Consider the following 12,415-nt stretch of genomic DNA (forward strand, 5'->3'; position numbering starts at 1 on the left):
ACCAACTAGCTAATCCGACGCAGACTCATCTGATAGCGCAAGGCCCGAAGGTCCCCTGCTTTCCCCCGTAGGGCGTATGCGGTATTAATCCAAATTTCTCTGGGCTATCCCCCACTACCAGGCAGATTTCTACGCGTTACTCACCCGTCCGCCGCTCGTCAGCGGGTAGCAAGCTACCCCTGTTACCGCTCGACTTGCATGTGTTAAGCCTGCCGCCAGCGTTCAATCTGAGCCATGATCAAACTCTTCAGTTTAAATCAAAGATATCGGAAAATGATATCTTGTAAATCTAGCTCAAAGCATTAAACAACTTGCATAAAAACATCTTCATGAATTTACTTATGTGTCGCTTACTTTGATAAAGCTTTTGTGCTTCATCTCAACAAGCGCCCACACGAATTATCTGATCTATCTGTTAAAGAGCGTTGCTATCAACGTTCAGCCGTTTGGGCTGCTGTCTCAAGCGAGGTGCGTATTTTACTCAACACCCTGATGAAGTCAACCATTTTATTTAAGAACTTTTAGCAAACTCTCAAATGAAGTCGGTGACTTCCTGTTCAATTTTTCGCTGTTAAAAGCCTGCGTTAAACGCCGTGCTTTCAATGGGCTAATCGAACAGCTCAACTTGTTTCAGTAACCGTTTCCGGTGGCTGTCTCAAGCGAGGAGGCGCATTCTACACTGCACAGCCAATGAGTCAACAGGACCAGCACGAAAAAGTTAAGATTTTATGAAAAAGATTATTTTTTAAACAAAAAGCAACTCAAGCGCGGCTAATCCGCTGACTTTGGTCTCTGGACCAAGAGCTTAAAGCCCATCGCGCTAGGAAGAAGCGCCAACCAAATGACAAAAACCGCCTCGCGGCGGTTTTACGGATAACGTGACAAGCGTCTTACTTTACTTAAGCAGTCCAACCTCTTTGAAGTACTTTACCGCTCCAGGATGCAAAGGCTGCCCACCTAACACTCTGACCATGTCTTCTTTTCTCAACTGAGCAAAAGCAGGGTGAAGTTTTCGAAATGTATCGAAGCTATCAAATACAGACTTAACTAAGTTATAGACGACTTCGTCTGACGTATCCGTTGACGCAACTAACATGCTTTTAACCCCAAAGCTTTTTGTCAGTCGATCATTACCTCGGTAATAACCAGCCGGAATCTCTGCGTGTTGATAATAACTATGGTCGGCGATCAGTTTATCAATCACAGGACCACTCACATCGACCAATACGCTATCACAGGATGTGGTTGCTTCTTTAATCGCCCCACTTGGATGGCCAATGATATAGACCATCGCATCGATCTCACCCTCGCATAACGCATTTGCCTGTTCTGATGCTTTCAATTCTGCGGCTAAAGTAAAATCACTTTTACTCCAGCCCTTTGCTTTCATCAGTGTTTCCATCGTGCCTCGCTGGCCCGAACCCTGAACACCGAGATTCACTTTCTTGCCCTTGAGGTCATCAAACTTGCGTATACCGTTGCCAGCACGTGCTAACACGGTAAAAGGCTCAGAGTGAATCGAAAAAACAACTCTCAGCTTATGATTAGGGCCTGCTTTAGCAAATTTACCCGTGCCATTATAGGCGTGATGAAACCAATCTGACTGAGTTATACCGAAGGCAATGTCTTTATCGGCGATTAACTCTAAGTTAGCAACAGAGCCTGCGGTGCTTTCTGTTGCACAACGAATACCGTGGTCAGCTCGTGTTTTATTAACTAAACGGCATATTGCTCCACCGGTGGGATAGTAAACGCCGGTTACTCCGCCCGTACCGACAGTAATTACTTCTTTCACAGGTTCTGCTGCAATGGCACCCATTGATGCCACACTAACCCCAAATGCGATAACCCATGAGGTTATTGTGTTGCGAAAAGCCATATTCCACTCCTTTGAATTATTATCAGAACCCGGAATTTACGCCGATTATAACAGTTTAGTCGATCTATAATATTACAGTGACCATCGATTGAATAGCCCGGCCGAGCGCCTGCATACGTACTTACCTGTTAAACCGGTGTCCTGTTCTATAGGGGAATAGATCAATAATTGCCCCCTTGCTAACTTCAGTTTGTATATTGGTCCACCAAATAGGATCTAGCAAATCACCGTGTAGTTCATTAAAGACCTTGCGGATGCGTCGATCACAGGCGGTGAGCAGACTAAACTCCTCGGGGAAAACATCATTGGTAGATACGGAATACCAAGGTTCCGCCGCCATCTCTTGCTCAGGATAAAGAGCTTCAGGAATATCTCGAAAGTGGCACTCGGTCAGATACATAATTTCATCATAATCGTAAAATACTACCCGACCATGCCGTGTCACACCAAAGTTCTTGAACAGCATATCTCCGGCAAAAATATTCGCTGCAGCGAGTTCTTTTATACACTGCCCAAACTCATGGATGGCTAAATACACGGCTTGCTCGTTATTCTGACGCAACATTTCATCAAGGTAGATATTCAACGGAATCATGCGCCGCTCGGTCCATAGGTGCTTAATCACAACCTCATCGCCAACAATATCCACCGTAGAGGCGGCAACACTTAATAACTCATCGAGTAGCCTCTTTGAAAAACGCTTTCTCGGAAGCGAAAAGTTAACAAATTCTTGGGTATCGGCCATCCGTCCCGCTCGGTCGTGACGTTTGACCAGTTGATACTTCCCAATCACTCCATCTCGAGTTATCTTTTTGGAGGTCGAGAATCGATCCTTAATAATTTTAAACACCACTGGATAGGACGGTAATGTAAACACCGTCATCACCATACCTTTGGTACCCGGTGCTATCTCAAATTGGTCCGTTGAAGCAGCTAAGTGCTGCACATAATCACGATAAAACTCTGCTTTTCCCTGTTTATAAAAACCAATGGCATTATAAAGCTCAGCAATGGATTTCATCGGGATCAGTGAATGCAAGAAACGGATAAACGCGGCGGGCACCGCAACATCGACCAGAAAATAGGCCCGCGTAAAGCTGAACACGATCGACACGTCATTTTCGTCCACTAGCACGGTATCGATATAGACCCCACCACTCTCGTTATTCAATACGGGCAAGATAAAGGGCACAGAGCGAGTGGCAAAATTCACTCGCCCGACGATATAAGCACCTTTATTACGGAAGAAAACGGTTCTGATAACATCTACAACAATGCCATCATCCACCATTTCTTCAGGAAACTGCGTGCGAATATAGCGCAGCAGGTTACTGATATCTCTACGTTTATTCTCCCATGGAACCGCAAAGCGATAATCCTCCAGCAACTGATTAAGAAAGGCCACCAGCCCATCGGTCAATGTATAGCGCCGATAGATCTGATCAGCCCCATCGTCATGACATAAGCTTGGGGAATGAAGAAACATGTACTGATCACTAATCTGTCGATGTTTCAGTAGGCGACAATAGATGGAGTTATAAAATGTCTCCCCTAACTCAGCATCCTCTTGATCGTTCATGTTTTTATGATAGTGGGCTTTACTCGCGAGCCACAGCGCAGTGTCTAGACTATCCTCCACCTCAGCCACAATACGATCACTAACCTGATCGACCATCGTGCTATAAAGATCGATCCGCTGCGCCGATAAATGCTGAATAGCTTGCCAATCGGCCGCCTCAAAACAACGCTTCGCCTGACGGGTAATCGCCTGAAATTGCTGTCTGTAGTGGTTAAAGCCATCTCGAATCAGATGGGCTACCCATTCGGCTTCACGTTGGTTCATTAAGCTTCAATTGTCATTATGTTCTTTTATAGTATCTAGCAGTGATTGTTCTGAGTTGCCATGAATTGGCAAAAAGCTAGCTGAAATAGTTGTCTAATCCAACTATCTGCATAATATTAGAACTATACCCTTTGAGAGATATGCCTATGTATCACCTTCCTCAGCTGAATAAAAATACCAATATTAGTGCGATCGCGGTAATGACCAGCGGTGGGGATTCACCCGGCATGAATCCCGCGATTCGCAGTGTGACTCGAGCCGCACTGAATCAAGGTGTTCGTGTGTTTGGTATTAACAAAGGTTATAGCGGCCTCATTATCGGTGATATCACCGAACTAAAAAGCCGTGATGTCACCAATATCGTACAGCGGGGCGGTACAATTCTGAAAAGTGATCGATGCGAAGCCTTTAAAGACCCAATGGTACGTAACCAAGCCGCAGAGATTCTTAAAGAACGCGGTATTGGTGGGTTAATCATTATTGGTGGGGACGGGTCTCTCACAGGGGCACACCTATTTACCCACGAAACGGGCATCCCAGTGGTTGGTTTACCAGGCACTATTGATAATGATATCTATGGTACTGACGACACGATCGGCTTCGATACCGCCCTCAATACCGCCCTCGAAGCGATCGACAAAATTCGTGACACAGCAGTATCCCATGAACGTATCTTTTTGGTCGAAGTGATGGGACGCAACTCCGGTCATATTGCCTCTCAGGTTGGCGTCGCCTGTGGTGCGGAAATGATTATCGTACCGGAGGTTGATTTTAAACTTGCGACCCTGAGCTTCACCCTCGCGAACCAACGGGCTGAAGGTCGTGGCAGTAGCGGTATTATTGTTGTCGCAGAAGGCCCAAGACCCGGCTTGACTTATCGATTAGCGCGACAACTGGAAATTGATGGTCAAACGGCGGGGGTATGTATTCTCGGCCATATACAACGGGGCGGCCGTCCCACAGGCCATGACCGAGTACTGGCTTCTTGCCTTGGGGCCTCAGCGGTAACTTATCTGCTCGCGGGCTTCAGCGATATTATGGTGGGTATTACGAAAAGTAAGATAACAGCAATTCCCCTACTCGATATTATGGAGAAGAAGAAACCCCTCAACCCCGAACTGGTAGAACTCGCTCAACTGTTACATAAATAACCGATAAAATGTGGAAGCTTATAACAGTAGAAAACAGCTTAGGCTGGTTTCTACTCGAATGCAGCATTGATCTGCGTGCTAAATGTATGAATCAGTGAAGGAAGCAGTTGTTCGGCCGCAATACCAGACAAGCTCTGCGCATCACTATTCAAATCTGCTAAGGATTCTCCCCGCAGCGGATTATCCACCACGATCGAACTCAGTAGCTGCCAATCGCAAGGGGATAGATGTAACCCGCTCACTAAAGCAACCCCTTTACGCTTTCGTATCTGAGCCAATCCCACCAACTTGCGCCCATCAAGACTGACAACTTCACCATGTGACAGCGAGGCATAACAGGCCCACTTTAAGTCCTTTTCCTGACTGACCGTTTTTGATTGTTCAATCATCGCCTGATCGACCCCTTTACATGGCACACCGCAGGCCGTCAGGGTATCGATCCAAATCGCTTCTAACCAAGAAAAGATCTCAATAATATTCTGTTTTGCCAGTGAATGTTCAGGTGGGATAAAAACCGTCACACTTAACATCCAGGGACCGGCCAGCACCGCGCCTCCACCGGAACGTCGTCGAACGAGCGGTAAGCCGGCATTTTCAGCCCGACTCAATTGACCAGTATCAGGGCGTTGAGAGCAACCCAGAATGACCGCCGCCTGATCATATTGCCACAGTAACACCTGCGGTTCTTCAACCCCCACTTCAAGCACTTCACTGATACGCTGCTGTTCATCAGGCATCGAACCGATGACCATTGACTGAAAATTGTTGTCCATAATGTCCCCCTAGCGTCAGAGGCAGGAAGATTAACCTATCTATACCCTTGGGAAAACCATTATCATGCGACTGTCAAAAACGGAACTTCAGTGATGCAAAAAGACTTTATCGATATTTATCAACAGGCCCTTTCCCGAAACGGCTATCAACAGGACCCGCAGCAACGCTTGCTGGCCGAAGCGCTTAATCAGTTCTATCAAGCGTTACAGTCCGGTGCGTCTCACAAACAACCAACACAAGGGATCTATATCTGGGGGCCCGTCGGACGAGGCAAAACCTTTCTAATGGACCTGCTTTTTGCCCATATCGCTGAAGCCACCAGCCTGCGCTACCACTTTCACCGCTTTATGGCTCAGATCCACCAGCAACTGCGCGAGCTGCAGGGTAAATCAGACCCGCTGGAATTGATCGCTAAAAAGCTGGCACGCCAATACCGGCTTATCTGTTTCGATGAGTTTTTCCTTAATGATATTGCCGATGCCATGATTCTAGGCAAACTGATTAAAGGGTTGCTCAAGCACGGCGTCATTCTGATCACCACTTCTAACAGACCACCGGAGAACCTCTGTAAAGACCCACTGTTTGAAGACCGAGTGAAACCAATTATTGCGATGATTAATCAGCAGATGCAGATCTTTAATCTTGCAGGTGACACCGATCATCGACTGCGCTCTCTGACGCCCGCCCCCTGTATTTTCTATCCGGGCGATCAGCATCAATCTTCTGACACGGACCAGCAGTTAACTCAACTCTATACCCATATCAGCCAAGCAGCCCCCTGCTCCGATGAGGTAGCCGTTTTACAACGCCCCATACCGGTTAGAGGGATGAGTGCAGATTGTATCTGGTTTGATTTTGAACATATCTGTATGGGCGCGCGCAGCCAGATGGATTACATCGATCTGGCCAACCGCTTTAAGCATATTTTTGTCAGTCAGATCCCGCGCTTGGGTAGCCACAGCCGAGAACAGATTAAAGCCCGCGGCACAGAAGATGGCATTGAGGCGGTTAAAGCCGGAGAGCGGCAGGTTTTACTGGGCAGTATGGATGATCCCGCGCGCCGCTTTATTAGTCTGGTTGATGAACTTTATGATCGTAACATTAATCTATTTCTCAGCCTTGAGGTCCCATTAGAGGAACTCTACGGCGAGGGTAGTTTGATCTTTGAATTTGCCCGGACATACAGCCGCCTAACAGAGATGCAGTCGCTGGAATATCAGCAATCAACCTCGATGACTTAAGCCCATTAATGCCGCTTTGATAGGAACAACTTTCATGACCACACTATTACGTTTTTTCTTTCAGGGTTTACTGATTCTGCTGCCGTTTGTGCTCACGATCTATCTGGTCTTTTTAATCTTTACTGCACTGGATGAAACGCTATTTTCCGCAGCAGGCTCACTGCTTAGCTACTTTATACCAGGGCTACAAGCCGGTGCCACCGAAACGCTACTGGGTATCCTGCTCACCGTTGCCATTATTATTCTCACCGGCATTGCAGGCTCACTCTACCTCACTCGCTTTTTGATGAATATCATCGGCGCACTGATGGAGCGAATCCCCGTCGTAAAGCTGCTCTACAACTCCCTAAAAGATCTGTTCCAAGCGCTGCTGGGGGATCAAAAAAGCTTTGATAAACCCGTGATGGTCTATTTAAACCAAGAAAAAACCATCAAGGTCATGGGGTTTATCACCTGTGAAGATATGAGTAGCTTTGGCTTGGATCAAGATGTTTCAGTCTACTTACCGGACTCATACAATTTTTCTGGCAACCTAATTATTGTTCCCCGGGATCTAGTCGTGCCATTGGATGTCAGCGCCGGTAAAGTTACCACCTTTATTGTCAGCGGCGGCGTATCGACCACCGACAAAACCTCTTAACCGCGATGATCACTGACAAAGGGGTTAGTTTTACGCTCATGGCCTAGGGTCGACATCGGCCCATGGCCTGGAATAAAGGCCACTGAATCGCCTAGCGGGAACAGCTTACCTTTAATCGAGTTGATCAATGTTCCGTGATCCCCTTGAGGGAAGTCCGTGCGCCCGATCGAGCCTTGAAACAACACATCGCCCACCTGCGCTAACTGACTTTCTGGGCTATAAAACACGACATGACCAGGGGTATGACCCGGGCAATGTAATACCTCAAGCGTTTCATTACCAACCGTGACTTTATCACCATCCTCAAGCCAGCGATCCGGCGTAAAAATTTCCACCTGGGGAAAACCAAACATCTGACTTTGCTGAGGTAAGCCATCAATCCAAAACTGATCTCCTTTATGCGGTCCCTCGATAGGCACACCGGTACGCTTTACCAACTCAGCGGTACCGCCGGCATGATCAATATGAGCATGGGTCAGAAGTATTTTTTCCAACACCAAACCGAGCTCTTCTAGCTTAGCCATCACCTTATCGATATCGCCACCGGGATCGACCACCGCCGCTTTTTTACTCTCATCACACCACAACAGGGTGCAGTTCTGCTGGAATTGAGTCACCGGAATAATACTGTATTTCATAGAGATGCCGTGATGGTTGAAAAGTGTTCCCGCAGTATACCTATTTCTGAACTATCCTTCGATGTACGAGGCGGACAAACAAGATCCGCCGGCAATAGCATTCAGAACCGATGGTTGACTCTGAAGGAGGTTAGTTCGATGTCTGTATCTCCAACCCTACAAACATTTCTTAATCAAGGCGATATCCCCTACCGCCTTATTCGACACCCTTATACAGAAACATCACTCAGTTGTGCACTTGCCGCCCATGTACCCGCACGACAAATGGCGAAAGGAGTGGTGCTGAGCGATGACGAAGGTTTTATGATGGCCGTCGTCCCCTCTGACCGGCGGGTCGATCTAGATGCGATCAATCAAACGATGGGCCGAATCTTTTCACCCGCCGCGCAACGGGATGTGAAGATTCTGTTTCGCGATTGTAATAAAGGTGCGGTTCCTGCACTGGGGCAAGCCTACAATGTGCCGGTGATCTGGGACGATCACTTAGCAAATGAACCTGATTGTTATATGGAAGCAGGGGATCATCAAGATCTGCTCTGCTTCTCACAAACGACATTCAAACGAGTCATGTCAGAAAAACCCCACGGCATGATCAGCCACTAACGAAAATAATTAAAACCATCGGGATGGCTCCATCCCGATAAAATACCCGTTATATATTTACCCTGCTCGGCCAGCTATGCGATAGTGACAACCCATTCCTATAAGTGCCGCTGGAGAGAGCAATGAAAAAGTTGAAGCATGAAGCTGAACTGGTTAAAGAAGCGATTCGTATTGGTGGTGTCTACATGGTGAAACGTGGTGCTGGGCAATTTGAAGCTACCGATAGCGCCAGCAATAAAATCACCGCCATTTACCGACTATTGGTGCTGGATAAATTGATTCAACCATTAGCTAAAGGCGATGAGAGCGAGCCGAATATGAAACACAAACTCGCCCTGTGGATAAGTCGCCAACTCCCTAAAGGCCATCCATTGCTGGAGGAGTGATATGCCGAGCATCTATCTAGCGGGACCGGATGTGTTCTGGCCCAATGCCATCGAACTGGGTGCAGCCAAAAAACAGTGTTGTCAACAATATGGCTTTGAAGGACTCTTTCCGCTGGATAACACTCTCGACCTATCTTCGTTATCCCCTTATCAAGCTGGGCTGGCAATCTATCACGCCAATATAGCGTTAATGGACCGCTGTGACCTGATCATCGCCAATATGACACCGTTCAGAGGCCCAAGTATGGATGTCGGTACAGCGTTTGAAATGGGGTATATCACCGCCCTCAACAAGCCCGTCTGGGGTTATTCACTGGATGGGCGACTGTATAGTGACAGAGTCGATGGCATAGAAACCGATGCCGATGGCTTGAGTATTGAAGCGTTCGACATGGCCGATAACCTGATGATGATTGGCGCATTGGAACAACGGGGCGGGTTCATCACCGAGCCAAACAGCCAAACCATCGATAACCACCTCGCCGTATTTGAAAAACTACTGCGACAGATACACAAAAGCCGCTAATATCAGCGGCTTTTTCTGTTCTAATCAATCACAGCGTTAAACAGGAACTTCATTACACCTTGTGATAAATCTCTGCACCGGTCTCTTTAAACTCCTGAGATTTTTCCTGCATCCCTTTATCGGCTGCGGCCTGTATCGATGCGATTTGGCTTGCATCCAAATCACGGACTTCCTGAGAGATTTTCATCGAACAGAACTTAGGCCCACACATCGAGCAAAAATGCGCCACCTTGGCGGATTCCTTTGGCAAGGTTTCATCGTGATAGGCCCGAGCCGTATCGGGGTCTAGACCAATATTAAACTGATCTTCCCAGCGGAACTCGAAGCGTGCTTTGGACATCGCATTATCACGAATCTGAGCACCCGGATGTCCCTTAGCCAGATCGGCAGCATGAGCGGCGATCTTATAGGTGATGATACCGGTTTTAACATCATCTTTATTCGGCAACCCTAGGTGCTCTTTCGGTGTGACATAGCAAAGCATGGCACAGCCATACCAACCGATCATCGCCGCACCGATGCCTGAGGTAATATGATCATAGCCAGGAGCAATATCAGTAGTCAGAGGTCCCAAGGTATAGAATGGCGCTTCATGACACTCGGTCAACTGCTTATCCATGTTCTCTTTGATCATATGCATCGGCACATGTCCCGGACCTTCAATCATCACCTGCACATCGTGCTTCCAAGCAATTTTGGTCAGCTCACCAAGGGTTTCAAGCTCTGAGAATTGAGCTTCGTCGTTGGCATCATAGACCGAACCTGGACGCAGACCATCCCCAAGAGAGAAGGAGACATCGTAGGCTTTACAGATCTGACAGATATCTTCGAAATGCGTGTAAAGGAAGTTCTCTTCGTGGTGCGCCAAACACCATTTAGCCATGATAGAGCCACCGCGGGAGACGATACCGGTCATCCGCTTCGCCGTCATCGGTACATAGCGCAGCAAGACACCAGCATGAATGGTAAAGTAATCCACCCCCTGCTCTGCCTGCTCAATCAGCGTATCGCGGAACACTTCCCAGTTAAGGTCTTCAGCCACGCCACTGACTTTCTCCAGTGCTTGATAAATCGGTACGGTACCAATAGGTACAGGGGAGTTACGCAGAATCCATTCCCGGGTTTCATGGATATTTTTACCGGTAGACAGATCCATAATGGTATCCGAGCCCCAACGGATACCCCAAGTCATCTTCTCGACCTCCTCTTCAATAGAAGAACTCAGTGCCGAATTACCGATGTTGCCATTAATTTTTACCAAGAAATTACGGCCAATAATCATCGGCTCAACTTCGGGGTGGTTAATGTTAGCAGGAATAATTGCCCGACCTTCGGCCACTTCTTGGCGAACAAACTCAGGGGTTATCTCATCAGGAAGCTTCGCCCCGAAGCTATGCCCAGGATGTTGCTGCGCGACAACATTACCTTCAGCACGGGATTTCGCCAACTTCATATTCTCACGGATGGCGATGAACTCCATCTCCGGCGTGATAATCCCTTGGCGGGCATAATGCAACTGAGTCACGTTTTCACCCGGTTTAGCTTTTAACGGCTTACGGGTCAATTCAAAACGTAAGTTATCCAAACGCAGATCTTGCTCACGGGCACGGCCGTACTCCGAGCTTAGGCCCTCCAAACGTACAGTATTATTACGTTCAGCAATCCAGTCAGCACGCAACGGCGCCAAGCCTTTACGCACATCGATGTTAGCCTCAGGGTCGGTATAAGGGCCCGAGGTATCATAGACATACAGCGGGTCGTTCTTTTCACCGCCCATATCAGTCGGTGTATCATCCAAGGCAATTTCACGCATCGGTACTCGCACATCAGGGCGAGAACCCTCAACGTACACCTTACGGGAGTTGGGAAACGGCTGAACAGAGGCTTCATCAACCTGAGCGCTGCGACTGAGAACGGTTTGATTATCTGACATCGTATTACCTGTGTTTTGATTTTCTTGTTATAAAATTCCAGCTAAAAACAGCTGGTTACCCTTATGAGTAGTAATGCTGCAGCCGATTCTGCAGACTTAAATTTATGCTGATAGCCACGCTGTACACCCTGACCGCCAACGAATAGCCGCTGCGCACTCAAAACCTCGTCTTTTAACCCGGGTGTCTGAGTCGTTCGTGGGTAGCACAATAGTTTGGCAGCTAAGCCGAGAGTTAGAGCGATCAATGGTATTGTTGAAACGAGCCACATCACCTTTTTCAATGAGCAAGGCCGACTTATTAACGAAAGTGTTAGGTTTATATAGAATCAGGCCCGTAGCGACACGGTCACCCCGGTCTGCGATGACTGGCTTGACGATAGGATTGAACACAACAGAAAAAATAACCTGCACGGTCAGGTCTGGTTTGACGAAGTTACGCACTAAGGCAAACAAAGCTTTGAGGCTTGCTCGAATAGAGACACTTGCACCCTTGAGGGCAGCAGTCGTATGTATGATAGAAATGTTTGTTTCAGACATCTGTACAGACCTAGCTTATGAGCTAAACCGTGTACAAAAAAAAGACAGCATGGCGGTTTATCTCGATTTCCTACGCCGGTATTAACCGGATCAGGTTCGCGGGTTATTGGTCTATTTAAGTCCAACTCTCAGCCCAAAGGGCACCCCGACAAGATGCTGAATAGTTTATGTGCAAGTTTTATAGATGTCCATCTTTCAACAAAAAAATGACAGGTGAGCCTTTTCAGACCACCTGAACTCAATACTTATTCCCCACTCACAACA

General features: G+C 47.5%; 12 protein-coding genes, 1 rRNA gene and 1 riboswitch (1 of these 14 only partly in view). Of the genes, 6 read left to right on the top strand and 7 right to left on the bottom strand.

The window, feature by feature from the left end; translation table 11 throughout:
• From AC0L4K_RS14845 to aceK, 3 genes are all read right to left on the bottom strand, one after another.
• Window positions 1-254 (bottom strand): 16S ribosomal RNA (locus tag AC0L4K_RS14845); it reaches 1,287 nt to the left of the window's first position.
• A gap of 641 nt (window positions 255-895) precedes the next feature.
• Entirely contained in the window at window positions 896-1,879 is a 984-nt protein-coding gene (locus tag AC0L4K_RS14850) for a TAXI family TRAP transporter solute-binding subunit (protein WP_473266928.1), read from the bottom strand.
• Window positions 1,880-2,000: 121 nt separating this feature from the next.
• Entirely contained in the window at window positions 2,001-3,722 is a 1,722-nt protein-coding gene (gene aceK, locus AC0L4K_RS14855) for a bifunctional isocitrate dehydrogenase kinase/phosphatase (protein ID WP_473266930.1), read from the bottom strand.
• Between the two features lie 146 nt (window positions 3,723-3,868).
• On the opposite strand from aceK, the gene pfkA reads away from it, so the two are divergent.
• Window positions 3,869-4,873, top strand: coding sequence for a 6-phosphofructokinase (gene pfkA / locus AC0L4K_RS14860; protein ID WP_417228064.1), 1,005 nt, complete (start codon window positions 3,869-3,871; stop codon window positions 4,871-4,873).
• Window positions 4,874-4,923: 50 nt separating this feature from the next.
• On the opposite strand, the gene AC0L4K_RS14865 is transcribed toward pfkA, so the two are convergent.
• Window positions 4,924-5,646: a lipoyl protein ligase domain-containing protein gene (locus AC0L4K_RS14865; RefSeq protein WP_473266931.1), complete on the bottom strand. Its 723-nt coding sequence runs from the start codon at window positions 5,644-5,646 to the stop codon at window positions 4,924-4,926.
• 93 nt (window positions 5,647-5,739) lie between these two features.
• On the opposite strand from AC0L4K_RS14865, the gene zapE reads away from it, so the two are divergent.
• Together zapE and AC0L4K_RS14875 are read left to right on the top strand one after the other, a co-directional pair.
• On the top strand, window positions 5,740-6,888 hold the full coding sequence (gene zapE, locus AC0L4K_RS14870) for a cell division protein ZapE (protein ID WP_473266933.1): 1,149 nt from the start codon (window positions 5,740-5,742) through the stop codon (window positions 6,886-6,888).
• A gap of 34 nt (window positions 6,889-6,922) precedes the next feature.
• Window positions 6,923-7,528 (top strand): DUF502 domain-containing protein, encoded by a 606-nt coding sequence (locus AC0L4K_RS14875; protein ID WP_473266934.1) that lies wholly within the window; start codon window positions 6,923-6,925, stop codon window positions 7,526-7,528.
• Here AC0L4K_RS14875 and AC0L4K_RS14880 read toward each other — a convergent pair.
• Window positions 7,525-8,166, bottom strand: coding sequence for an MBL fold metallo-hydrolase (locus AC0L4K_RS14880; RefSeq protein ID WP_417228068.1), 642 nt, complete (start codon window positions 8,164-8,166; stop codon window positions 7,525-7,527). The genes AC0L4K_RS14875 and AC0L4K_RS14880 overlap by 4 nt on opposite strands.
• A 138-nt stretch (window positions 8,167-8,304) precedes the next feature.
• Here AC0L4K_RS14880 and AC0L4K_RS14885 point away from each other — a divergent pair, with 138 nt between their 5' ends.
• From AC0L4K_RS14885 to AC0L4K_RS14895, 3 genes are all read left to right on the top strand, one after another.
• Complete coding sequence (locus tag AC0L4K_RS14885; RefSeq protein ID WP_473266936.1) at window positions 8,305-8,769, top strand: aminoacyl-tRNA deacylase; 465 nt, start codon at window positions 8,305-8,307, stop codon at window positions 8,767-8,769.
• Window positions 8,770-8,891: 122 nt separating this feature from the next.
• The gene (locus tag AC0L4K_RS14890; protein WP_417228070.1) at window positions 8,892-9,155 is read left to right on the top strand and encodes a DUF5062 family protein; all 264 of its coding nucleotides are present in this window, start codon (window positions 8,892-8,894) and stop codon (window positions 9,153-9,155) included.
• A 1-nt stretch (window position 9,156) separates the two neighbouring features.
• A complete protein-coding gene (locus AC0L4K_RS14895) occupies window positions 9,157-9,681 on the top strand; it encodes a nucleoside 2-deoxyribosyltransferase (RefSeq protein ID WP_417228071.1) in 525 nt (174 codons plus the stop codon).
• Between the two features lie 52 nt (window positions 9,682-9,733).
• Here the strand turns inward: AC0L4K_RS14895 and thiC are convergent, their stop codons facing one another.
• Window positions 9,734-11,614 carry a phosphomethylpyrimidine synthase ThiC gene (thiC, locus tag AC0L4K_RS14900; RefSeq protein WP_473266939.1) on the bottom strand — a complete coding sequence of 627 codons (1,881 nt, stop codon included), beginning with the start codon at window positions 11,612-11,614 and terminating at the stop codon, window positions 9,734-9,736.
• Window positions 11,615-11,716: 102 nt separating this feature from the next.
• Complete coding sequence (locus AC0L4K_RS14905; protein WP_473266940.1) at window positions 11,717-12,151, bottom strand: hypothetical protein; 435 nt, start codon at window positions 12,149-12,151, stop codon at window positions 11,717-11,719.
• Between the two features lie 49 nt (window positions 12,152-12,200).
• A riboswitch (TPP riboswitch) is annotated at window positions 12,201-12,309 on the bottom strand.
• Window positions 12,310-12,415: the final 106 nt, after the last annotated feature.

The sequence above is a fragment of the Amphritea sp. GJ51-11 genome, from assembly GCF_055808735.1.